Origin of the sequence: Arthrobacter sp. YAF34 (genome assembly GCF_052113245.1) — a bacterium.
Lineage (GTDB): Bacteria > Actinomycetota > Actinomycetes > Actinomycetales > Micrococcaceae > Arthrobacter.
Genome location: NZ_JBFRCV010000001.1, coordinates 278,856 through 300,709, shown reverse-complemented (window position 1 = coordinate 300,709; position 21,854 = coordinate 278,856). Strand labels below are relative to the sequence as shown.

At 67.9% G+C, this 21,854-nt stretch carries 19 protein-coding genes; 5 read left to right on the top strand and 14 right to left on the bottom strand.

The features are described 5' to 3' along the window. Positions 1 to 86: 86 nt before the first annotated feature. Both AB4Y72_RS01440 and AB4Y72_RS01435 read right to left on the bottom strand, forming a co-directional pair. Entirely contained in the window at positions 87 to 548 is a 462-nt protein-coding gene (locus tag AB4Y72_RS01440) for an NfeD family protein (RefSeq protein WP_441424395.1), read from the bottom strand. Positions 549 to 812: 264 nt separating this feature from the next. Continuing rightward, positions 813 to 1,760 (bottom strand): putative RNA methyltransferase, encoded by a 948-nt coding sequence (locus tag AB4Y72_RS01435; protein WP_441424394.1) that lies wholly within the window; start codon positions 1,758 to 1,760, stop codon positions 813 to 815. Between the two features lie 162 nt (positions 1,761 to 1,922). On the opposite strand from AB4Y72_RS01435, the gene AB4Y72_RS01430 reads away from it, so the two are divergent. After that, positions 1,923 to 3,992: a S9 family peptidase gene (locus tag AB4Y72_RS01430; protein ID WP_441424393.1), complete on the top strand. Its 2,070-nt coding sequence runs from the start codon at positions 1,923 to 1,925 to the stop codon at positions 3,990 to 3,992. Here AB4Y72_RS01430 and AB4Y72_RS01425 read toward each other — a convergent pair. From AB4Y72_RS01425 to AB4Y72_RS01405, 5 genes are all read right to left on the bottom strand, one after another. Then, on the bottom strand, positions 3,989 to 4,660 hold the full coding sequence (locus AB4Y72_RS01425; RefSeq protein WP_441424392.1) for a peptide deformylase: 672 nt from the start codon (positions 4,658 to 4,660) through the stop codon (positions 3,989 to 3,991). The two genes, AB4Y72_RS01430 and AB4Y72_RS01425, sit on opposite strands and share 4 nt — an antisense overlap. 9 nt (positions 4,661 to 4,669) lie before the next feature. Next, positions 4,670 to 5,662 carry a hypothetical protein gene (locus AB4Y72_RS01420; RefSeq protein ID WP_441424391.1) on the bottom strand — a complete coding sequence of 331 codons (993 nt, stop codon included), beginning with the start codon at positions 5,660 to 5,662 and terminating at the stop codon, positions 4,670 to 4,672. 97 nt (positions 5,663 to 5,759) lie between these two features. Beyond that, positions 5,760 to 6,914 (bottom strand): FAD-dependent oxidoreductase, encoded by a 1,155-nt coding sequence (locus AB4Y72_RS01415; RefSeq protein ID WP_441424390.1) that lies wholly within the window; start codon positions 6,912 to 6,914, stop codon positions 5,760 to 5,762. Beyond that, positions 6,907 to 7,674: a class I SAM-dependent methyltransferase gene (locus AB4Y72_RS01410; protein ID WP_441424389.1), complete on the bottom strand. Its 768-nt coding sequence runs from the start codon at positions 7,672 to 7,674 to the stop codon at positions 6,907 to 6,909. Before AB4Y72_RS01410 ends, AB4Y72_RS01415 begins: the two co-directional genes overlap by 8 nt. Before the next feature lie 8 nt (positions 7,675 to 7,682). Beyond that, positions 7,683 to 8,954: a type III polyketide synthase gene (locus AB4Y72_RS01405; protein WP_441424388.1), complete on the bottom strand. Its 1,272-nt coding sequence runs from the start codon at positions 8,952 to 8,954 to the stop codon at positions 7,683 to 7,685. 105 nt (positions 8,955 to 9,059) lie between these two features. Between AB4Y72_RS01405 and AB4Y72_RS01400 the strand changes: the two genes are divergently transcribed. The 3 genes from AB4Y72_RS01400 (at position 9,060) to AB4Y72_RS01390 (ending at position 12,494) form a co-directional block, all read left to right on the top strand. Further along, complete coding sequence (locus AB4Y72_RS01400; RefSeq protein ID WP_441424387.1) at positions 9,060 to 9,554, top strand: helix-turn-helix transcriptional regulator; 495 nt, start codon at positions 9,060 to 9,062, stop codon at positions 9,552 to 9,554. Between the two features lie 5 nt (positions 9,555 to 9,559). Beyond that, positions 9,560 to 9,982 (top strand): VOC family protein, encoded by a 423-nt coding sequence (locus AB4Y72_RS01395; RefSeq protein WP_441424386.1) that lies wholly within the window; start codon positions 9,560 to 9,562, stop codon positions 9,980 to 9,982. A 118-nt stretch (positions 9,983 to 10,100) separates the two neighbouring features. Continuing rightward, a complete protein-coding gene (locus AB4Y72_RS01390; RefSeq protein ID WP_441424385.1) occupies positions 10,101 to 12,494 on the top strand; it encodes an ATP-binding cassette domain-containing protein in 2,394 nt (797 codons plus the stop codon). Here AB4Y72_RS01390 and AB4Y72_RS01385 read toward each other — a convergent pair. From AB4Y72_RS01385 to AB4Y72_RS01370, 4 genes are all read right to left on the bottom strand, one after another. Further along, positions 12,491 to 14,041: a long-chain-fatty-acid--CoA ligase gene (locus tag AB4Y72_RS01385; RefSeq protein ID WP_441424384.1), complete on the bottom strand. Its 1,551-nt coding sequence runs from the start codon at positions 14,039 to 14,041 to the stop codon at positions 12,491 to 12,493. The two genes, AB4Y72_RS01390 and AB4Y72_RS01385, sit on opposite strands and share 4 nt — an antisense overlap. Before the next feature lie 23 nt (positions 14,042 to 14,064). Beyond that, the gene (locus AB4Y72_RS01380) at positions 14,065 to 15,261 is read right to left on the bottom strand and encodes an acetyl-CoA C-acetyltransferase (RefSeq protein ID WP_441424383.1); all 1,197 of its coding nucleotides are present in this window, start codon (positions 15,259 to 15,261) and stop codon (positions 14,065 to 14,067) included. A 29-nt stretch (positions 15,262 to 15,290) separates the two neighbouring features. Continuing rightward, the gene (locus AB4Y72_RS01375) at positions 15,291 to 16,547 is read right to left on the bottom strand and encodes an acyl-CoA dehydrogenase family protein (RefSeq protein ID WP_441424382.1); all 1,257 of its coding nucleotides are present in this window, start codon (positions 16,545 to 16,547) and stop codon (positions 15,291 to 15,293) included. 134 nt (positions 16,548 to 16,681) lie between these two features. Then, positions 16,682 to 17,386, bottom strand: a complete 705-nt coding sequence (locus tag AB4Y72_RS01370) for a TetR/AcrR family transcriptional regulator (protein ID WP_441424381.1) — start codon at positions 17,384 to 17,386, stop codon at positions 16,682 to 16,684. A 218-nt stretch (positions 17,387 to 17,604) separates the two neighbouring features. Between AB4Y72_RS01370 and AB4Y72_RS01365 the strand changes: the two genes are divergently transcribed. Continuing rightward, positions 17,605 to 18,192 carry a TetR/AcrR family transcriptional regulator gene (locus tag AB4Y72_RS01365; RefSeq protein WP_441424380.1) on the top strand — a complete coding sequence of 196 codons (588 nt, stop codon included), beginning with the start codon at positions 17,605 to 17,607 and terminating at the stop codon, positions 18,190 to 18,192. Positions 18,193 to 18,219: 27 nt separating this feature from the next. Here the strand turns inward: AB4Y72_RS01365 and AB4Y72_RS01360 are convergent, their stop codons facing one another. Genes AB4Y72_RS01360 through AB4Y72_RS01350 form a run of 3 tightly spaced genes read right to left on the bottom strand, consistent with a single transcriptional unit; the run spans position 18,220 to position 21,849 of the window. Next, the gene (locus AB4Y72_RS01360) at positions 18,220 to 19,959 is read right to left on the bottom strand and encodes a CocE/NonD family hydrolase (RefSeq protein WP_441424379.1); all 1,740 of its coding nucleotides are present in this window, start codon (positions 19,957 to 19,959) and stop codon (positions 18,220 to 18,222) included. Further along, positions 19,952 to 20,920 (bottom strand): MBL fold metallo-hydrolase, encoded by a 969-nt coding sequence (locus tag AB4Y72_RS01355; protein ID WP_441424378.1) that lies wholly within the window; start codon positions 20,918 to 20,920, stop codon positions 19,952 to 19,954. The genes AB4Y72_RS01360 and AB4Y72_RS01355 overlap by 8 nt, the downstream gene beginning before the upstream one ends. Continuing rightward, positions 20,917 to 21,849 (bottom strand): alpha/beta hydrolase, encoded by a 933-nt coding sequence (locus AB4Y72_RS01350; protein ID WP_441424377.1) that lies wholly within the window; start codon positions 21,847 to 21,849, stop codon positions 20,917 to 20,919. The genes AB4Y72_RS01355 and AB4Y72_RS01350 overlap by 4 nt, the downstream gene beginning before the upstream one ends. Positions 21,850 to 21,854: the final 5 nt, after the last annotated feature.

Genomic DNA, 21,854 nt, shown 5'->3' with positions numbered 1-21,854 from the left:
TATTCCCCAGGTTGTTTTGTTTTTGGTTTCGCTGCGGAGGGTCGGCGGTTTAGTGCTTTCCTGCCCGCAGGAAGTTCTGCCGGCTTTTATTGGATGGTCGGCTCCGGCTGCTGGGCCACAATTGCGGTGGCACCGTCGATGGCGCTGACCACGGCCTGCTGACCGGGCGCCAGCACTCCCGATTCGGACCGGGCGCTCCAGACGTCGCCGCCAATCTTGACGAGGCCGCCGCTCTCGCTCACGGCCTCCATCACGAGGGCGGATTCGCCAATGAGCCGTTCGACGTTGCTGCGCCGGTCCGCCGGCCCCTTATGGAGGTGCTTGAGAGCAACGGGCCGGACGAAGCCGATCATGAGCAGGGACACCACGCAAAAGGCAATGATTTGCAGCCACAGATCCGCGCCGGCGAAGTCCGCCACGAGTCCGGCGAGGGCGCCGCCCCCAAGCATGATGAAGAACAGGTCCAGGGTGATCATCTCGACCACGGCAAACAGGAGAAAGAGCGTGAGCCAGAGCGCCCACCAATTCTCAACCAGCCATTCAGACATCAATTCCCCCTTGAGTTCCGGGAGCGGAAGGCACAGATCCCCAGTAACTGTGTTTCCATCCTAAGCGGAACGGCAAACGGTGGGGCCTGCCGCCGGAAATTCATCGGCAAAGTGGCCAAGTCGTTACGTGTCCGGTTGAATCCCGGGCCATGCGAGGGGCTTCCGCGGGCCAGTGGGGGCGCAGCAACCGACGTCACGCACCCCCTGGTTCCGGGGTTCGATAGGGGTCGGTAGGCGGCTCTGGGGCCCGGGACTAGCGGCGGACTAGCGGCCGGACGGGGGCATCGGTTCAAAGACGCTGATCCGGAACCGCGCCGAGACGGCGGTCCGCGCGGGCAGACCCGCCTCGAGGACCGCCAGTGCGGCGCGGTCCAGGTGGTGGCCCGCCGGTCCCATGAGTGCGAGGTTGGCGACGTCGCGGGGGTTCAGGAACAACGCGAGGTCCAGGTTCCGGGACACGGACAAGGCGGGAGTGAAGTGCTGGCCCAGCGACATCGCTAGCCGTTCGTCCTTGGCCGGTTCGATGCCCAGCAGCCCGGCCTGCCCGGCTATCTCCTCCAAATGGCCGGGCCGTGGCGTAACCACCACCAAGCGACCGCCGGGGCGAAGCACCCGGGCAAACTCGGGCGCGTTGCGGGGCGCAAAGACCACCGTCACGACGTCGACGGCGTTGTCCGCGACTGGCAGCGGCTGCCAGACATCTCCGACCACATTCACCGCGTCCGGGTTCATTCTGGCGGCGCGGCGCAGGGCGAACTTGGAAATATCCAGTCCGATTGCCTGCACCGGAACAGGCTCCGGCGCAGAACCCTCAGGCGCTTCGCCTGGCTCGCCGGCCTGCGGCCGGAGACGGTTCTGTTGGACACGGTCCAGCACGGCCCTGAGGTAGTGGCCGGTACCTGTTCCGGCGTCCAGTACCGCGGGCCGCTTGCCGGGCATTGATAAGAGTGCCGGCGCGGCCAGTTCCGCAACGGCATCGGCCAGCAGCTGATAGTGCCCTGCGGAGAGGAAATCGAAGCGCGCCGCCACCATGTCTGCGGTGTCCGCCTCAAAAACGGTGCCCTTGCCCACCAGGAAATTGAAGTACCCCTGCTTAGCCGCATCGAAGTGGTGGCCTGCGCCGCATTCGAGGGTCCGTGTGCCGCCGTCGCCGGGCCGAAGGCTGTTCCGGCACACCGGGCACAGCAGGGAAAGATCGGTGGCGGGAGGCATACCTTCATCCTAAACGCGGATACCGGGCCCGGCGCGCGGGACTGAAGCTGGCCTCGGCGCCCGGGCGTGCCTTCGCTCGGCCGCCGCCGGTGTGCGTTGCCGCGCCGCTCCGGGGACGTGAGGTGTTTCACAGGCGGCGCACCACGGGCTAGGCTCGCAAACGTGAAATCTGAACATCTGCCGCTGCTCAATTCCGTTTCCGCCCCCGCCGTGCACCCTGACGGGTCCCGCGCCGTGGTGTCGGTGATCCGCCCTGATTTCGATGCCGACGCCTACGTGGGGCAGTTGTGGACCGTCCCCTTGGGCGGTGAAGCGACGGATCAGTACCCCATGGATCCGGGCCGGCGGCCCCGCCGGCTGACGCGGGGTTTCCGTGACACCGCGCCGGACTTTTCGCCGGACGGCCAGGTCCTCGGATTCCTGCGCGCCGCCGCGGGCGGAAAGCCGCAGCTCCATGTGGTGGAAGCGGCCGGCGGCGAACCCCAGCCGATAACGGCGGCTCCCCTGGGGGTCAGTTCCTTCGCCTGGGCGCCGGATTCCCGGAGCATCGTCTTCAGTGCCAGGGTGCCCGAGGAGGGCCGGTACGGCAGCATCGACGGCGTCGCTGCCGGCGGCGAAGACGCCCGGCTGATCACCGGTTTCCAGTACCGGATGAACGGTCTGGGCTATATCGCCGACAAGCCCCTGCAGCTGTTCCTCGTCGAGGTGCCGCCGCTTGACGCCGAACCGCGCGTGGCCCCGACCGGACGCGCCTTGATGGCCCGCGGCGGCGCCCCCGCTCCCGCGGAATCCGCAGCCGGTCTGCTGCCGGCCGCCAAGCAGCTCACCACCGGGGCCACCGACCACAACGGCGCCAGCTTTAGCGCCGACGGCGGCACCGTTTATTTCACCGCAGCCCTCCACGAGGAGCACGACTCGGATCTCGTGAGCGGGATCTACTCGATCCCGACCGCCGGCGGGGAGCCGCAGGCGGTCGTGCCGGCCAATACCGGACGGCAGACCGTCAGCGCCGTGCGCCAGTCCGCCGACGGGCAGTGGCTGTTCTTCCTGGCTCAGGATCTGGGCGCCTCCGGCCGGGACTTCGTTGCGCGCAATACCGCCCTGTATGCCATGCCGGCCACCGGCGGCGACGCCACGGCGCTGAGCGACGTCGAGACCCTGGACCTGTCCGGCGGCAGCCGGATCGAGCTGCGCGGTGCGGCTGGCGCCCTGGTCCTAAACAATGCGCGGGGAACCGTGGAACTCCACGAATTCGGCGCGGCCGGCGCCCATTCAGTCCACCTGGAGGGGAGCCGGGTGGCGACCGGCGCCGCAGCCGCCGGGCCCTCGCTCGTGGTGAGTTTCAGCGACGCGTCCACGGCCGGGGATGTTGCCGTGCTCGACGGCGGGCAGCTGCGCCGCCTCACGGATTTCTCCGCACCGCTGCGGAGCGTCGCCGGTATCACCGAGCCGGAGGAGCTGACGTTCCCCTCGGCCGACGGCTACCCGGTCCATGGGTGGCTCGTGCGGCCGGCCGGGGCCGGCCCCCACCCGGTGTTGCTGAACATCCACGGCGGGCCGTTTGCCCAGTTCACCGTGGCCTTGTTCGACGAGGCCCAGGTCTACGTCGGGGCCGGTTATGCCGTGCTCATGTGCAATCCGCGCGGTTCGGCCGGCTACGGCCAGGATCACGGGCGCTCCATCAAGGAGCGCATGGGGACCGTGGACATGCAGGACGTCCTCGCGTTCCTGGACGGGGCCGTGGCGAAGTTCGAGGAACTGGACGCCGACAATGTTGGCATCATGGGCGGATCCTACGGCGGCTACCTGACGGCGTGGACCATCAGTCACGACCACCGCTTCCGGGCGGCCATAGTCGAGCGCGGATTCCTGGACCCCGTGAGCTTCACCGGCTCGTCTGATATCGGCTGGTTCTTCGGCGGCGAATACACCGGCTCGTCGGCGGAACAGATGGCGGCCCAAAGCCCCATGGCCCGTGTGCACAACGTCTCGACGCCGGCGCTGGTGATCCACAGCGAGGAGGACCTCCGGTGTCCCGTCGAGCAGGGCCAGCGGTACTTCACCGCGCTCAAGCAGCTCGGCGTCGAGACCGGGTTCCTGGTCTTCCCGGGGGAGAACCATGAGCTGTCACGCTCGGGCACACCGCACCACCGCAAGCAGCGGTTCGATGAAATCCTCAAGTGGTGGGCACGTTACCTGCCATCCGCAGGGAATCCGGCAGAGCGGCCTTAGTCCTCCGCCGGGTCCGGCAGGAACCCAAGTTCCTGCCGGGCGCGGCTGATGTCCGGCTGGGCCCAGCGCGAGGCGTATTCGGCATTGTTGCTGATGGAGCGCAGCTCGGCCCGGTCAAGGAACAAGATGCCATGCAGATGGTCGGTCTCATGCTGAACAATCCGTGCCTGCCATCCGGAGAAGGACCGCTGAAGGTCCGTCCCATCCGGCGCCGTGAAGTCGAGCCGGACCGATTCCGGGCGTAGCACCGCCGCCTGCAGGCCGCCAATGGAGAGGCAGCCTTCGTAGAACGCCGCAGTGCCGGTGCCGATGGGCTGATACCTCGGGTTGAGCATGGCAAAGAACGGCAACGGCTCGCGCCCGCGGACCGCAGCTACCTCGGGATCGACGGCGAACTGGTCCTCCAGGACGGCGAGTTGAATTGGAATTCCCAGCTGCGGGGCCGCCAGGCCGACGCCGGGGGCCTTGTGCATCACACTGCGCATGAGGTCGATGAGGTGACCGAGTTCGGAGTCGCTCAGCTGGCCGTCGAACGGCGCTGCCACGTGCCGGAGGACCGGATGCCCCGCCTGCACAATCGGCGGAAGGATACCGGCCCGCAGAATCTCCTGAACGGTCTCGCGAATCCGGGCAGTGCTGAAGTCGGTGGGCCTGGCATCAATGGACATGCCCTCAGACTACTGGCGACCGCAAGCCGTTGTAACAAATTCGTAGATCCGGACGCGAAGTTTGTCGCCGGAGTCGATCTTCAGCACGCCCTGCCGTCCCGCCACCCGGACCTGCAGCGGAAGCAGTGTGCCCACCTTGTCCTCAGCTACGGCGTGCGGATCGCAACGGGCGGGCCGGATCCCGAGCCTCAGTTCCGAGGGTGGTTCGCCGGGCCGGAGCGTGACCCCCCGGGGCCATGGGGCGACCGGGGACTCGGCCAGTAGGGTGGTTTCCTCAATCCTGTCTATCACCAGACCCGTCGCGCCGGCGTCCGCTGCGCCGCCGCCATCGCGCGGTTTCGGGCGCGGTGTCATCAACAAACGCACGACGGCGGTCCGACCGTCAGCGGAGACCTCCAGTTCCGGAGCCATTCTGATCGTGGCCACCTTCGCGGCCTCCAGCGCCACGCACATCTCGGCGTTGTTCCGCGCCAGGACGCCGAACGGGTCTGCAGCCGGGATTGGGGCGGCCGACGTCGGCGGCGCGGTACCTTCCGGCGTCACCAGGCGGAGGGAGACGAATGTTGGACCGGCCTGGCCGGATGCATCTCCCGGTCCGACGCTGGTGGTGGCCGGACTGCTGCAATCCGGTGCGGGCAGCGGTGCCGGCAGGCTCTTCGCCTGCCCGGGCGGAAGCTCGATCCCGCCGGCGCTCCCGGGCCACGTGACGGGTCCTGCGAAGAGCGGGCTGGTCAGTTCCGCGCCGAGGACCGTCAGGGCGCGGCTGGTGGTGTTGGTGAGCTGGATTTCGATGATCCGCTTGCTGTAGTTGTCGCGAAACTGACTGATTTCAGCGGTCACCGGCCCGGCACCCGCGGACGGCGCGGACGCCGTGCCGGTCGAGTCGCCACTACTACCCGCGCTGCAGGACCCTGCAGCGCCGAGCACGGTCACAGCCGCCGCAACGCCGCACAGAGTGCGTAAGACTGTGGGGCGCCGGCGCGTCACAGGAAGGCCGTCCATGCGCACAGTCTATTCCGAGGCGGGGGAGCGGGCCCGCCTGGGGTTTTCTGCACTTTACGTGCAGACTCCCGGTGACGCGCCCCCGCGGCCGACGCCCCTAATGCATGGTGAAGCGGCGGGCGATCAGGGAATTCACGAACGGGACCGCAGCGACGCCCGCGATGCCACGGTTTCGGAGCGCCAGGCGGCGGTCCGCGAGGGGCCGGCCCAGGGCCATGTTGATTTCCGCCTGGCGTGCGGCCTTGGCCGCCGCCCTCAGCCGGGTCCGTTCAAAAATCCGGAGGGAACCCGCCACGTCCTCACCGCCCAGCGCGGCCGTGACGATCGGCGCCAGGGCCTCTGCATCCAGCCAGCCCAGGTTCATGCCTTGCCCGCCGATGGGGCTGACCTCGTGGGCAGCATCCCCGATCATGATCACCCGGCCAGCCACCATGCGGGAGGCCAGTCGGGTCCGAACCCCAAAGCTGCTGAGCATGCTGTTGGTCCCGGGGTCGATCTCGAATCCCGTCCGGCCTCGGACGCACTGCGTGAACCACGCGGCGCAGTCGCCACCGTCCGCTGTGAGGCCGGCGGCGTCGCGGGCACCCAGCCGGACCACCCAGCGGCGGAGCTGACCGGGCAGCGGGAACGATTCCACGATGCCGTCACCGGCCAGGAACAGCGCGGCGTCCGCACCGAAACCAGTCCCGTCGGCAAAGTCGCCCATGACGTAGCTGTCGGGGTAGTCCTTGCCGCGCACGCCGATGCCCTGCAAGGCCCGCACCGAGGAGCGCACGCCGTCGGCCGCTATGACCAGCGGCGCGGCATAACGGACCGCGCCGCAGGGGCCAACGGCGTCCACCGTGACCTGTCCGCCGTCGTCGGACAGTCCGGTAAGGCGGACGGCGCGGTGCACGGCGCCCGCCTTGAGCCCGTTGACGCGCCGTTCCAGCAGAGCCTCCGTGCGGCCCTGGGGGTGGGACAGGATGAACGGAAAACAGTCCGAGACGCCGGCGAAGGACATCTCGGCAAGCCTCTTCCCGCCGGCCAGGGCAACCCCGCGGCGGATCCGCACGCCCTCGCCAACCAGGGCCTCGCCCACGCCGGCCCGGGCCAGGGCAGCAAGCGCCGGAGGATGGATGCCGATGGCCCGCGAATGCGGTTCCGGGGCGCTCCGCTGCTCCACGGTCTGCACGTCCACGCCTGCCTGCAGCAGCAGCGCAGCCATGAACAGTCCCACCGGGCCGGCGCCGATGATCAGCACGTCAGCCACGGGGCGCAGGCCCTTCCGGGCGAGCCCCGGATGCGGGGTCCAGCTCCAGCACGTTCCGGAACGGAGTGTGCCGGGTCACCGTCCATCCCCGGGGAGCGGCGTCGGCCAGCTCCGCGGCGGTGTAGCTGCGCCGGATCGAGGTCAACCCGTCCTGACGGATGTAAGAGCCGGTAAACATCCAGGAGGCCGCAAAAAAGAACCCGTAGGCGGCAGGACTGCGGCGGATGTCGTTGTGGACCACGGCTCCGCTGGCCAGCTGCGCCGACTCGGCGAGGAATTCCTGCAGCGCGTCAAGGTGGTGCAGCACGTGGTTGGACACCACCAGGTCGTACCGGCGGCCCTCTGCAAGCAGATCCGCGGCAGCCACCTGGCGGAACGTGACCCCCGCAGACGCGTGGCGGCCCCTGGCGAACAGGATGGCCCGCGGATCGGGGTCAATGGCGGTGACCTCGAGGCGCAGTCCGTCGCGGGCGGCCCACCGGGCGAGCAGCACCGGAACGTCTCCGCCGCCGCAGCCGATGTCCAGCATGGATGTGGGGGTGTCCCTGGACAGCCGCGGCCGCACCCGGGTCCGATAGATGCCCCGCCAGCCGGCAACCGCACGGTTGACGAGCGCGAACTGGGCATAGGTGCGTTCCAGGCGGTCGGGATCGCAGCCGGGAAGGTCCATCTCCTCGACGGCGTCTGAGGCACGGTCCCGCAGCAGGGCAGCGCGGAGCCGTCCAGTGCTGAACGGCGTGGCGCTGAACGGTTTCAGCATGGCCCCTTTCAGGTCCGCACCGGTACCGGCTGCGCCCGTACCGCACCCGCGCCAGCACCGGCGCCGGGGGTCTCCGTGTCCGTGGAGGACTGTTCCTGCCGGGGGGCCGTGGCGCCGCGCGGTGCCTGCAGCCGGGTGAAGAGCGCCGTTTCCACCGTCAGGCCCGGGCCGAACGCCATCGAACAGATCCGTTCGGCGCCGGCCCCGCCGCCCGTGCTGTCCTGCCCGTCTTCGGCGGCCGGCAGGTCCAGAATGTGCTTGATGACGAACAAGACGGTGGCGCTGCTCATGTTTCCGAATGTTCGGAGAGTTTCACGGGCGGGCACCAGTTGTTCGTCGCTGAGATCCAGCCGGGTCTGGACCTTGTCCAGGATGCTCCGGCCGCCCGGGTGGATGGCCCAGTGTTGGATGTCGCGGTAGGGCAGCCCGTGCAGCGAGCTGTCACGTGACAGCAGGGGCTCGAGGGCGTCGATGATGTGGTCGTCGATGATGTGAGGGACGTAGTTGCCCAGGACCATCTCGAAACCTTCGTCACCGATGTTCCAGGCCATGGATTCCTCCCCAACCGGCGTCAGGACGGTTTCGAAGTGGTCCAACCGCAGCAGTGCGGGTTCACCGGGGATGTCCCGGGCGGTGACGATGGCTGCGGCGGCGCCATCGGCAAACAGGGCTGAGCCCATGATGGTGTCCGGATCATTGGAGGTCCGGACGTGCAGCGAGCACAGTTCGGCGCAGACCACCAGCACCACGGCCTCTGGATCTGCCTCGCAAAAGGACTTCGCGGCCCGGAGCGCCGGAAAAGCGGCGTAGCAGCCCATGAATCCCAGGTGGTACCGCTGAACGGCAGGGTTCAGGCCGAGCGCCCGGACGATCTTGTAATCCGGGCCCGGGTTGAAGAATCCGGTGCAGGAAACGGTGATCAGGTGGGTGACATCCGGGACGTCGATGCCCGGACAGGTATCCAAGGCCTTCTGGGCGGCTTCGATGAAGAGCTTGGTGGCTTCCGTCGCGAAGATGTCGTTCCGGACCTTGGTGCTCGGGCTGAGCAGCAGTCCGGTCGCGGGGTCGAAGAACTGGGGATCTTGCGCCCGGCTGTCCGTGGTGAGTTCCCGGACCGCCGTGTGCCGGGTATCGATGGCGGCGGAGTCAAAGCAGGTGCTGACGAGCCGGGAGCCGAGCCGCGTCAGGCCCGGCTGGGCGGCGAACACGGCCCTTGCCTCAGGCTGGACCAAAATGGTTGGCGGGACAGCAGTTTCCAGGGACCTCAGGTAGACCGTCATGGTTCATTCTCAATGAGGCCGCCGCCAAAGACAATGGATTGGCCGCAGATTCGGGCACGTCAGCTGCACTGGACAACTCCGGCGCGGCGTAGCACGATCTCACATGTGACCACCTTGCCCGTCCCGGATTCACCGCTACCGGAGCCACGGCTGCCGGACCCAGAGCCAAGGGTCCAGCAGCACCTGCGCGACCTCGCGCGGTTGCGCCGCGTCCGGGACCGGATCGACAGGGAATACGCGCAGCCCCTGAACGTCGAGGCACTTGCCCGGGGCGCGCACATGTCGGCCGGACACCTCAGCCGCGAGTTTCGCGTGGCGTACGGCGAGTCTCCCTACAGCTACCTGATGACGCGGCGCATCGAGCGCGCCATGGCGTTGCTGCGGCTCGGCGACCTCAGCGTCACCGAGGTTTGCTTCGCGGTCGGCTGCCTGTCGCTGGGCACCTTCAGCAGCCGCTTCACGGAGCTGGTGGGTGTGCCGCCGAGCGTCTACCGCCAGGCGGCGCGCACGACCGCGGGGATGCCGTCGTGCGTGGCGAAACAAGTCACCAGACCGGTCAGGAATCGAGAAGCGCCGGCCCCCGAGCCGCAGCTAGCATGATCGTCATGGACATCACAATTCACGCGAGTTTCCTTCCCCACAACGACCCCGACGCCTCCCTCGCCTTCTACCGCGACGTCCTCGGCTTCGAGGTCCGCAACGACGTCGGATACGGCGGGATGCGCTGGATCACGGTCGGGCCCGCAGGCCAGCCGGGCACATCCATTGTCCTGGAGCCGCCGGCTGCGGACCCGGGCATCACCGAGGACGAACGCCGCACCATCGCCGAGATGATCGCCAAGGGCACCTACGCCCGCGTCCTCCTGGCCACCAGCGACGTCGACGGCACTTTCGACCGGCTGCAGGCCAGCGGCGCCGAGGTCGTCCAGGAGCCGACGGACCAAGCGTACGGGGTGCGTGACTGCGCCTTCCGCGATCCCGCGGGCAACCTCCTTCGTATTCAGGCGCCGGTCCAGCAGCCGGGCTGAGCCCGACGCCGGCCGTGCCGACATGCCGACGTCAGCTGACTGCGCGGAGCTGGTTAGATGGAGCACAGCGACACCGACGGAGACCGCGACGGCGGGCCCCCTGACAGATGGAGACACGATGAGCATGGCCACGGGGACGGACACGGAGGCGCCCGAGCAGCATGTTGCCGACACCCACGACCTGATCCGCGTGCGGGGCGCCCGCGAGAACAACCTCAAGGACGTCAGCCTCGAAATCCCGAAGCGCCGGCTGACGGTGTTCACCGGCGTCTCCGGCTCGGGCAAGAGCTCGCTGGTGTTCGAGACGATCGCCGCGGAGTCGCAGCGCATGATCAACGAGACCTACAGCGCCTTCGTGCAGGGCTTCATGCCGACGCTGGCGCGACCGGATGTCGACCTGCTGGAAGGCCTGACGACGGCCATCATCGTCGACCAGGAGCGGATGGGTGCCAATCCGCGCTCCACCGTCGGCACCGCCACCGACGCCAACGCCATGCTCCGCATCCTCTTCAGCCGGCTGGGGCAGCCGCACGTGGGGCCGCCCACGGCGTTTTCCTTCAACGTCCCGACGCGCAAGGCGAGCGGCGTGATGAGCACCGAGAAAGCCGGCGGCCGGGTGGAGAAGAGTGTGGTGCAGGGTGCTGTCTATCTGGGCGGCATGTGTCCGCGCTGCGAGGGCATGGGCTCGGTCTCCGACTTCGATCTGACGGCGTTGTACGACGACACCAAGTCGCTCAGTGAGGGCGCGCTGACGATCCCTGGCTACAGCATGGACGGCTGGTACGGGCGCATCTTCAGCGGCGCCGGCTTCGACATGAACAAACCCATCGCGAAGTTCAGCAAGAAGGAAATGCACGACCTGCTGTACAAGGAACCGACCAAGATCAAGGTCGAGGGCATCAACCTGACGTATGAGGGGCTGATCCCGAAGATCCAGAAGTCGATGCTCTCCAAGGACGTCGATGCGATGCAGCCTCACGTCCGGGCCTTCGTGGAGCGCGCCATCACGTTCCAGACCTGCCCCGAGTGCGACGGCACCCGGCTCAGCCCGGGGGCCAGGTCCGCAAAGATCCAGGGCAGGAACATCGCGGACCTATGCGTGATGCAGATCAGCGACCTGGCCGACTGGGTCCGGGGCCTCCATGAGCCGTCGGTAGCCCCGCTGCTCGCCGGGCTGCAGCACATCCTCGACTCATTCGTTGGGATCGGATTGGGCTATCTTTCCCTCGACCGGCCGGCCGGGACCCTGTCCGGGGGAGAGGCGCAGCGCACCAAGATGATCCGCCATCTGGGCTCCTCCTTGACCGACGTCACCTACGTCTTTGACGAACCCTCAATCGGCCTGCATCCGCACGACATCGAGCGGATGAACGAGCTGCTGCTGCAGCTGCGGGACAAGGGCAACACCGTGCTGGTCGTGGAGCACAAGCCGGAGATGATCGCGATCGCCGACCACGTCGTCGACCTCGGCCCCGGCGCCGGCACGGGCGGCGGGACAGTCTGCTTTGAGGGCACCGTGGAGGGGCTGCGGGGCAGCGACACCACCACCGGCCGCCATTTCGATGACCGGGCTTCCCTCAAGGATTCGGTGCGTCGCTCCCGCGGCGCCCTGGAGGTCCGCGGCGCGTCGACGCACAACCTCAGGGACGTCGATGTCGACCTCCCGCTGGGAGTCCTGTGCGTGGTCACGGGGGTCGCCGGCTCCGGGAAGAGCTCGCTGATCCACGGCTCGATCGACGGCCGCGAGGGCGTGGTGGTGGTCGACCAGGGGGCGATCCGTGGTTCGCGGCGGAGCAACCCGGCCACGTACACCGGGCTGCTGGATCCGATCCGCAAGGCGTTCGCGAAGGCCAACGGCGTGAAGCCGGCGCTCTTCAGCTCAAACTCCGAGGGCGCCTGCCCCACGTGCAACGGAGCCGGCGTGATCTACACCGACCTGGGGGTCATGGCGACTGTCGAATCCACCTGCGAGGAATGTGAGGGGAAGCGGTTCCAGGCGTCGGTGCTGGAATACACGCTCGGCGGCCGAAACATCGCCGAGGTCCTCGCGATGTCCGTGACGGACGCTGAGGAATTCTTCGGGGGAGGCGACGCGAAAACGCCGGCCGCCCACAAAGTCCTGGAACGGCTCGCCGACGTCGGGCTCGGCTATCTCACCCTGGGCCAGCCGCTCACCACCCTGTCCGGCGGCGAGCGGCAGCGGCTCAAACTGGCCAGCCAGATGGCCGAGAAGGGCGACGTCTACGTCCTCGACGAGCCCACCACCGGCCTGCACCTGGCCGACGTCGAGAACCTGCTCGGCCTGCTGGACCGCCTCGTCGACTCCGGCAAGTCGGTGATCGTCATCGAGCACCACCAAGCGGTCATGGCGCACGCCGACTGGATCATCGACCTTGGCCCAGGCGCCGGTCACGACGGCGGCAGGCTGGTTTTCGAAGGCACCCCCGCAGACCTCGTCGCCGGCCGGTCCACACTCACCGGCCAACACCTCGCGGCCTACGTCGGCGCCTAACCGCTCGCCAGGTTTCGCTTGAGGATCTTTCCACTGGGGCCGAGGGGGAGCTCGGCCAGCAGCCGGATGACGCGCGGATACTTGTACGCGGCGAGCTGTGCGCTGGCGAAGTCCATCAGGTCCGTCTCGGTGGCCGTGGCTCCTGCATCAAGCACGATCGCGGCGGCAACTTCCTGGCCGTGGACGTCGTGCGGGATTCCGTAGACGGCGGCGCTGATGACCTGCGGATGGGTCAGGAGGATTTCCTCCACCTCGCGGGGGTAGACGTTGTAGCCGTTTCGGATGATCATGTCTTTTTTGCGGTCCACGATTGTCAGGTAGCCGTCGTCGTCCTTCGTACCCAGGTCTCCGGTGCGGAACCAGCCGTCGACGATCGCTTCGGCGGTCGCCTCGGGCTGGTTGAGGTAGCCCTTCATCAGCAGGTGTCCACGGACGACAAGTTCACCAAGTTCGCCGCGGGGCAGTAGCTCGATGCTCTCGACCATTTCGGCGCGCGCAATTTCAATATCGACTCCCCAAATCGCGACCCCGATGGTGCCCGGCCGGGGTGGTGTGCCGACGTGGTTGAACGCGGCGACGGGGGATGTTTCGGTCAGGCCGTAGCCTTCATGGATTTCCACGCCGAAGACGTCGCGGAACTTGTCCATGATGGCCAGCGGCAGGGACGCTCCGCCGGAGATGCCGTACCGCAGTGCGGCCGGGCGCACCTGAACCGTCTTGGCCGCCTCCAGAAGCGCCACATACATGGTCGGCACCCCGATGAAAATATTCACGTTGTGCCGCGCGATCAGATTGAGGGCCCCCTCGCCGCTGAAGCGGGGCATCATCACGATCGTGGCGCCGGCGCGCAGCCCGGTATTGAGAACAACCGTCTGGCCGAAGGTGTGGAACAGCGGCAGGCCGCCGAAGAGGACGTCGCCGGGCTTGAAATCCATGACGCTCGTCAGCAGCACGCTCGTCTGCTCAACCAGGGCGAAATGGGTGCCGAGGGCGCCCTTCGGTTTGCCGGTGGTGCCGGAGGTGTACAGGATGGTGGCGGTATCCGAGGGCCGGCAGGGGACGTAGGTGTCGATGGGCTGGGACGCGGCCGCCTCGGCCTCAAGCCGCGGCAGAGCGCCGTCGTCGGGCGCCATCACGGTCAAGAGATCGATCCCGGCGCTGGCGGCACCTGCGGCCCCTTCCTTCAGGAGCGGGGCGGCGCAGATCAACATCCTGGCCCCGCTGTCCTGGAGCACGTACTCGATTTCGCGTGCCTTGAGCAGTGCGTGCACCGGGACCACAATGGCTCCGAGCGACAGGATGGCGTAGTAGACGCGGGCGAAGTCCGGGACGTTGGGGATAAGGACGGCGACGGCGTCGCCCGGGCCCACGCCGCGGTCCCGGAGCGCGCCGGCATACGCCTTGGTCTGGCGCCAGAGACCGGCGTAACTGGTCTCATCCTCTCCGACGATCAGGGCGACGCTGTCCGGCGTCCGCTTGGCGGATTCCGCCAGGATCGCCGCAACGGAAATGGTGGCGAATCCGTCGCCGGTGGTGGTGTTGGTCATGGCCTGCTTCTTCGTAGGGTTGATTAAGCTTTAAGGATCAGGGCATCGCCCTGGCCGCCGCCGCCACAGAGGGCCACGACGCCGGTTCCTCCGCCGCGGCGCTTCAGGGCCAGCGCCTGGTGCAGGACCAGGCGGGCGCCCGAAGCTCCCACCGGGTGGCCGAGGGCGATCGCGCCGCCGTCGGCGTTGACGACGTCGGTCTCGATGCCGAGGTCGTTGGCTGACTGGATGAGGACCGAGGCGAAGGCTTCGTTGATTTCGACCAGGTCGAGGTCCTCTGCGGTGAGCCCTTCCTGAGACAAGGCGCGTTCAATGGCCCGGGCGGGCTGGGAGTGCAGGGAGCCGTCCGGTCCGGCGGTCTGGCCGTGGGCACCGATCTCGGCGATCCAGTCCAAGCCGGCGGCGATGGCCGCCTCCTTGCTGGCAATCACCAGCGCGGCGGCCCCGTCGGAAAGCGGGGAGGCCGAACCGGCGGTGATGGTGGCCGCCTCGTCCTTCGAGAACGCGGGCCGCAGCTGGGCCAGGGATTCGGCGGTGGTCTCCGGCCGGATTCCCTCGTCGTGTTCCAGCGACAGGGCGGGCCCCTTGCGTTGCGGCACCTGGATGGGCGCAATTTCTTCCGCAAGCACCCCGGCGGCGCGTGCCGCCTCGGCGCGCTGGTGGGAGCGAGCCGCGACGGCGTCCTGCTCCGCCCGGCTGATGCCCCGCTCTGCGTTGCCGGCGTCGGTGGCTTCGCCCATCAGCTTGCCACTGACCGGGTCCTGCAGGCCGTCGTGGTTCAGGGAATCGAGCATGGGAGCGTCACCGATGACGACGCCTGCGCGCAGTCCGGGGACCAGGTGCGGGGCGTTGGTCATCGATTCCTGGCCGGCGGCGACTATGAAGTCGGCCTCCCCGGCGCGGATCATCCTGGCGGCGTCGATGACGGCCGTGAGCCCGGAAAGGCACAGCTTGTTAATCGTGACGGTCGGAACGTCCCAGCCGATGCCGGCGGCGAGGCTGGCCTGGCGCGCGGGTCCCTGGCCGGAGCCGGCCTGGATGACCTGGCCGACGATGACCGCGCCGACCTGTTCCGGGGAGACACCGGTGCGCTCCAGCGCGGCGCGGATGGCGTGGGCGCCGAGTTCGCTGGCGGAGAAGGGCGTCAGGCCGCCGCGGAAGCGGCCGAACGGGGTGCGGGCGCCGCCGAGAATGACGGGGATGGTGGCGTTCTGGTTCATGGGAAGTCCTTTCGGAGGGACAACGTTGGTCAGGCGAAGGCTGAGGTGCCGGTGATTCCGCGGCCGATGATGAGCGCCTGCATGGTCTCGGTGCCCTCGTAGGTGTGGATGGCTTCGATGTCGGCCAAATGCCGGGCGACGCGGTTGGCCAGCAGGATGCCGTTGCCGCCCAGCAGGTCCCGGGCGTTGGCGGCGATGCCACGGGCCAGCCGGGTACAGGTGTATTTGGCCAGCGAGGCCTGTTCGGCGGTGAGCGTGCCTTCCTGGTCGAGCCGGGTCATCTGGACCACCATGAGTTGCATGGTGGAGAGTTCGCTGAGCATTCGTGCCAGCCTTTCCTGCACGATCTGCGAGGCTGCCAGCGGCCGGCCGAACTGCTTGCGCTGCTTGGCGTACTGGACGGCGGTCTCGTAGCACGCGGTGGCGTGGCCGACGGCGGACCAGGCGACGCTGAGCCGGGTAGCCAGGAGGACGCGGGCTGTGTCCTTGAAGGTCCGCGCTCCGGGGAGGACGTTTTCTTCCGGCACAAAGACATTTTCCAGCCGGATATGGGCCTGCCAGATGGCACGCAGCGCCAGCTTGCCCTCGATTTTGGTCCCGGTGTAGCCGGGGGAGTCCTGCGGTACCAGGTAGCCGTGGACCTGGCCGTCCTCACCCCTGGCCCACACCACGGTGAGGCCTCCGATCGAGCCGTTGCCGATCCACTTCTTTTCTCCGTTGATGAGGAACCCGCCGTCTGTGGCGGTGGCCGTCGATTCCAGCCCCACTGCGTCCGAGCCGTGTGTGGGTTCGGTCAGGGCGAACGCCGCATACTCGGTGCCGGCGGCGATCGCCGGCAGCCAGCGCTTCTTCTGTTCCTCGGATCCGCACTCCGCGACAGACCGCAGGGCCAGGCCGCCCTGGACCGCGATCATCGTCGCCACGGAACCGTCGCCGCGGCTGATCTCCATGTTCACGAGCCCGGCAGCCATGCTGCTCATCGGCGCGAAGCCTTCCACGGCAACGCCGTCGCGCAGCAGGTCCAGCTCGCCGAGGCGCCGGAGCAGCTGGCGGGGGTATTCGGCGCGTTCCCAGTAGCCGTCGATGACCGGGAGAACCTCGTCCTGGACGAAGCTGCGGGCACGGTCCCAATAGGCGCGGTCTTCGGCGCCGATGCCGGTGAACAGGGAGGCGGGATCCGTGCCCAAGGCCTCGGTCAGCACGTAGTCGGGTTCGACTGTGCCGAGCGGAAATTGATCCGCGGCCGCTGTGGCGGTGAGCCCGGAGCCGGGCGACGTCGTCGTCATGAGTAATCCTCTGTCTGGGGCGCGGGCTTTGACCGCCAACGTAATGTGGCTCAGACCACACCGACTAAGGATGCATTGAAACTGAGTCCCACGTCAAGAAACTCAGTGTCAGAAAGTGCGTGTGTCGACCGACCTTAGGGAAGGGCGTCCCGGACAGCCTGCAGTATCGCTTCCTTGTCTGCGCCCGCCGCGAGGACAGTCACGACGACGGCGGGGGACTCGTGCGCCGGGCCGGAGCCCAGCAGGGCCGGCCGGAAGATCTCGGCGAGGGCCTGAAGCTCATTCGCGAGCGCCGTTGATCTGTCCCGGGCTGCCGTCTCCGCTTCCTGGGCCGGCCCGCTGCGAAGCCACCGCCGGAGGAAGGCGTTGTGGACGGCGACCACGGCCGCGGCGAAGGAGACGGCCTTGTATTCGCGATGCTCGGCGTCGGGCAGCTTGTCCAGAAGGTGCTGGAGGAAAGCCCTTTCGTACCGGTGCGAGGTGACCAGCTCCCGGTCCCGGAGCGCGGGAACGGCCTGCATCAGCTCATAGCGCGCCCGGGACGTTTCCCGGTTCCGCACGTGATGGTTGAAAACCAGGAGCGCCGCGTCCCCGATCGCTGCCAGTGGTTCCTGCATCGTTTCCGCCAGGCTGTCCGTCACCTGCCGCAGGATCCGCTCGTGGTCGGCGAAGACCACGTCCTCTTTGGAACCGAACTTACGAAAGAAAGTGCTGCGGCTCATGCCTGCGGCGTCCGCAAGGTCGTCAACGGACGTTGCGTCATAGCCCTGCCTCGCCAACAGCCCGATCGCGGCGGCGGCGGGCGCGTCGGCATGGTGGCTTGGCGGGTGCGAGGTCATGGGCCGAAATGTAGCACAGCCGGGGGTGCCGGATCCGCCCCGGGGGCCGGGGCACCGCGCTCCTGCCCGGTTGCTGACGCCGACACGCGGAACACTCCGGCGTGTCCCCGGCTCCGGGCCGACTTCCCGGCCGGCAACTGGGAAGGAGCGCTCCGGGAGTCGCCCGCAGCCGGTGCGGACACCCCAGCGTGGGAGCCTGATGGCACTACTCTGGGGGAGTGGCAAGCATCCGAGAAGCTCAGAAGCAGATGACCCGCCGGCTGTTGCTTGAAAAGGGGCTGGAGCTTTTTGAGCAGAAGGGCTATGCCGCCACCACGGTGGATGACATAGCCTCCGCCGTGGGAACCACCAGGGCCACCTTCTACTCGCATTTTCCGTCCAAGGGCCAGCTGATGCGGGCGCTCGTCGAGCGGTCTAACGAGATGCTGACCGAGGCCGATGTCCCGCCGCTGCATTCGGTGGTGGAATCCGGGGACCGTGAACAGATCCGGGCCTGGCTCGGACGCAAATTTGATCAGTGGGCCGAAATCCGGCCCTACGTGGTGGCGGCGCACCAGGCCGCAGCCAGTGAACCGGACATCCAGACGGCCCTTGATCAGTGGTTCGACACGGCGATTGACGACATGCAGGCCGGCCTTGACCGGGCCGGGCGGTTTGACCCCAGCAGCCGCCGGGTGCGCTGCGCCCTGGCCTCCGGGGAGCTGGACTTCCTTTCGCGGCGCCGAATGCGGCTCGGCTGGACCGTGGACCGCGAAATCTCGCTGGATTTGATGGGTGAGAACTGGTACTTCCTGCTCGCTGATTGAGCAGGAAGCACCAGTTGCCCGGAGGGGTCAGTCGGTCTTCTGCTCCGCCGGCTGGCGGGTGGTGAACGGCAGCACCAGCCGGGACGGATGGGCCGCGTCGCGGTAGATCTTGTGGGTGACGGGCCGGCCCACCGGCAGGTGGAAAGCGTCCGGCGGCAGCAGCGCGTTGTGCTCGTCCGCCAGGGGCTCGTCGTTCGACAGCTCCACGGTCAGCGTGTGGCCCGGCTTGAACGTGTTCGCGAAGGGGTACAGCCGTAGCACGTATTCCTCGATCGCCCCGGGTTCCACCGGAACCGAGCGGGTGTGCGGGTGGACCGGGCTGCCCTCGGCGCTCCGTTCGTCGAGCTCGCGGTGTGAGGCCTTGAGGTAACCACTTGTAATGAGCTGGCGCTTGCCGTTGGGCGCGTAGTCCCAAAGGCGCAGGATGAAGTTGGTATCCGGCTGGTCAATCTCGGCGAAGATGTGCGCTGCGCCGGTGCCGATCATCGCGGTGTCCTCTTCGAAGGCGGGGGTGGACCAGCTGATGATCTCCACCTTGTCCGTCACCGTCAGCGGCGCCTGGTAGAAACCGTCCGGCGCCGCGTGTTCCGATCCCATCGTCTCCGGCTCGGTCGACAGCTTGCGCCGCGGGCGCAGGTAAAGTGACCTGTACTCGACGTCCTTCGGCGGCCACTGCTCGGCGGTCACGAGCTCGCGGGAACCCTCCACGAAGACGCTAACGGCCGGCTCGTCCATGACGCCGTTGTCGATGCCCTTGATCCAGTAGTCGTACCAGCGGAACATCTTGTCGTGTTCCTCGATGAAGGGGCGCGACTGCATTGGCGGGTACGGGCCGATGTCCAGCTTCTTGGGCCCCTTCAGCTCCTTGAACAGCTCGATCGTGCCGTCCATGGTCCAGCCTCGTCCCTGGTCGATCTGCAGCCACACCGGGATGTCGATGGTCGGGGCCAGGGTGATGGGATTGCGCTCCTCGTACCAGTCTCCGTCCAGCTCGTTCATGACGATGTCGAACCAGGCTTCGTGGTTCTTCGGGTAGTGCAGGACATGGACCAGGTTCGGCCAGGCGGCGACGTCCGGATCCTCAAGACGCTTGGCGACGAGCTCCTTTAGCTCCCCGGGGGAGTACTTCTCGATCATGCGGGACTTGACGTTATCGGTGAACGCCCAGCCGGAATCACCGCCGCGGCCCTCCCGGGCGGCACGCGGCATGAACCACATGATGCCGCCGTGGTAGGTGGTCTCGTAGAAGTCGTAATGTCCGCCGGAGACAAAGATCGCCTTCAGGTGCGGCGGCCGCTCGGCCGCGGCCAGCACCTGCATGGACCCGAAGTAGGAGATGCCCACCATGCCGACGTTGCCGTCGCACCATGGCTGCGCTGCGACCCACTCGATGAAGTCGTACGCGTCCTGGCCAAGTGAGACACCGCCGGCGTTGTAGTTGCCGATGTGCTCGCCGCCGGAGTGGCCGGAGCCGCGCAGGTCGCCGATGACGTGGACGTAGTCCTCCTTGACGATGCGGGCAATGTCGCCGGCTTCGATGCAGCCGTCCCACATCGGGCTGGGGCGCCGCTGCGGCGGGGTGGTCAAGGCGAGGGCCTGCAGTTCCTTGCCGTAGGGGCTCAAGGCCACCAGTGCGGGCCGCGGCTTATCCTCCTGGCCCTGGTACGCGTCGGCGGCGAGTTCGACGCCGTCCCGCATCGGGACCCGGAGGTCCTTGCGGACGGCGATTTTCTCCCCGCCGGCGTTCAGTAGCTGGAAGTCATCCATGAGTACTTATCTCCTCATCTTCGGTCAAATGGTCGAACGCCGCGCGGTAGCCGTTGAGCGTCGTGAAGAACGGGGACGGCTCCAGGCTGGGGTCTCCCTCGTAGCCAAGGTCCTCGGCCACGGATGCGAAGGGCGAGTACGGCGAGTCTGAATCCCGCAGTCCGGCAGCCAGGCAGCCGCAGGCCGCACTGTTGACACGGGCCTCGATCTCCAGGCTCCCCTGGAGTGCTTCCGCCGCCTGGCCGGCGTCGAGTTGCACGCCGTAGGGTGTGCCGTCCGCGCGCCGGTACGGGTGCCCCAGGTAGAGGTGCTGCGGACGGATCTCATCGCGAAGGTACTGCAGGCTGGCGCGGTAAGCGGCCGGGTCCACGAAGCCGGGGAAACCGTTGGCCGCACCGTGGACCTGCACGGCGTCGCCGACGAAGACGTCGTTTTGCCCGTCGATGACGTATGCCACGGATCCGGGGGTATGGCCGGGAATCGAATGGACGGAGACGGTGACGTCGCCGCCCAGTGAAATGGTCTCGCCGCCGCTCACCACCAGGGTCGGCTCCATCTCGCCCGAGATGACGGCGCTGGTGGCCGCGGCCAGCTTTGCCTCGCCGCCAGAGTCGTGCAGATACTGCGCCCGTCCGGCAAGGTATTCGTCCACATGGGCGCGGCGCGAGCGCAGCATCGGGGCGTCAGCTTCGTGGATGACCACCTGCGCACGCCGTCCGGTGAGCTCCCACAGGGCGTAGGCGCCGCCGATGTGGTCGATGTGCCCGTGCGTCAGCAGAATCCAGCGGACATCCTCAATCCGGCGGCCGATCGCCTCCAGTGCCGGCACCATGCCTTCGGCCGGCGAGGAGGAGATGCCCGTGTCAACGATCGCGGGCTCCGGGGCGTCGATGAAAAAGCTGTAGAGACCGAACCGCCCCCACGGGGAGACCATAGGATGAACAGCGACTGGCGTGGTCATCGGGGGGCCCTCGCGTTCAGGAATTCACCTGTCTCCTCGAATGCCCGGTAGAACTCCGGAATCCAGGAGAAGTTGGCGACAAAGCCGTGGTTGGCGCCCGAATAGCGGCTGACTGACGTTTCCACACCGGCTTCCCTGAGGCGCCGGCCGTAGAGCTCGCCCTCGTCCCGCAGCGGGTCATACTCGGCGGTGACGACCAGGGCCGGCGGCAGTCCGGAGAGGTCCTGGCGCTTGATGGGGGAGACGAGGGGATCCGCGGGATCTGCGCCGCTGTTGAGGTAGAAGGAGTTGAACGGCAGCAGGCCCGCGGTCTCCAGCCCGTACCCTTCAGCGTTCTCCCGCAGCGACGCGTAGCGTTCGACGTCGAAGTCCAGGTCCAGCGACGGGTAGAACAGGACCTGGTGGGTGAGCGCCGTGAACCCGTCGTCATGGCCCCGTGCGGCGACGGCGGCGACGAAGTTGCCGCCCGAGCTGTCGCCCGCAATGGCGAGGTTCTTCCCGTCCCAGCCAAGGCTGGCACCCTGCTCCGCGGCCCAGCGGACCACGCCGTAGCAGTCGTCAAGGCCGGCCGGGAACGCGGCCTCGGGAGCCAGCCGGTAGCCGACGGAGATGACCTTGTGGCCGGTTTCCTTGGCGAGGGCCCGCGCGACGTGGTCGTGCGTGTCAAGGCTGCCCAGGAAGAAGGCGCCGCCGTGGAAGTACACCAGCAGGCCATAGGCGTCGGCCTCGGACGGCGTGTAGATCCGGACGGGAACCTCGCCAAACGGCGTCACAGCCGTCGCGTCCTCGACGGCGTGCAGCGGCAGCCGGTCCGCCGGCGGTGGGACCTGTGCGGCCTCGCCGGCGCGCATGACGCCGGGGTCCAGGGGGGAACCGTCGGGTGCCGGCAGGGTGCTGATGATTTTGGCGATTTCGGGGTGAATGGTCATGGCGT

Coding starts and splice junctions, on each gene's coding strand:
- AB4Y72_RS01440 (WP_441424395.1), bottom strand. CDS start 548: ATGTCTGAATGGCTGGTTGAGAATTGGTGGGCGCTCTGGCTCACGCTC.
- AB4Y72_RS01425 (WP_441424392.1), bottom strand. CDS start 4,660: ATGTCCATTGATGCCAGGCCCACCGACTTCAGCACTGCCCGGATTCGC.
- AB4Y72_RS01395 (WP_441424386.1), top strand. CDS start 9,560: ATGGACATCACAATTCACGCGAGTTTCCTTCCCCACAACGACCCCGAC.
- AB4Y72_RS01420 (WP_441424391.1), bottom strand. CDS start 5,662: ATGGACGGCCTTCCTGTGACGCGCCGGCGCCCCACAGTCTTACGCACT.
- AB4Y72_RS01360 (WP_441424379.1), bottom strand. CDS start 19,959: ATGGATGACTTCCAGCTACTGAACGCCGGCGGGGAGAAAATCGCCGTC.
- AB4Y72_RS01385 (WP_441424384.1), bottom strand. CDS start 14,041: ATGACCAACACCACCACCGGCGACGGATTCGCCACCATTTCCGTTGCG.
- AB4Y72_RS01375 (WP_441424382.1), bottom strand. CDS start 16,547: ATGACGACGACGTCGCCCGGCTCCGGGCTCACCGCCACAGCGGCCGCG.
- AB4Y72_RS01355 (WP_441424378.1), bottom strand. CDS start 20,920: ATGACCACGCCAGTCGCTGTTCATCCTATGGTCTCCCCGTGGGGGCGG.
- AB4Y72_RS01410 (WP_441424389.1), bottom strand. CDS start 7,674: ATGCTGAAACCGTTCAGCGCCACGCCGTTCAGCACTGGACGGCTCCGC.
- AB4Y72_RS01380 (WP_441424383.1), bottom strand. CDS start 15,261: ATGAACCAGAACGCCACCATCCCCGTCATTCTCGGCGGCGCCCGCACC.
- AB4Y72_RS01435 (WP_441424394.1), bottom strand. CDS start 1,760: ATGCCTCCCGCCACCGATCTTTCCCTGCTGTGCCCGGTGTGCCGGAAC.
- AB4Y72_RS01405 (WP_441424388.1), bottom strand. CDS start 8,954: ATGACGGTCTACCTGAGGTCCCTGGAAACTGCTGTCCCGCCAACCATT.
- AB4Y72_RS01390 (WP_441424385.1), top strand. CDS start 10,101: ATGAGCATGGCCACGGGGACGGACACGGAGGCGCCCGAGCAGCATGTT.
- AB4Y72_RS01370 (WP_441424381.1), bottom strand. CDS start 17,386: ATGACCTCGCACCCGCCAAGCCACCATGCCGACGCGCCCGCCGCCGCC.
- AB4Y72_RS01350 (WP_441424377.1), bottom strand. CDS start 21,849: ATGACCATTCACCCCGAAATCGCCAAAATCATCAGCACCCTGCCGGCA.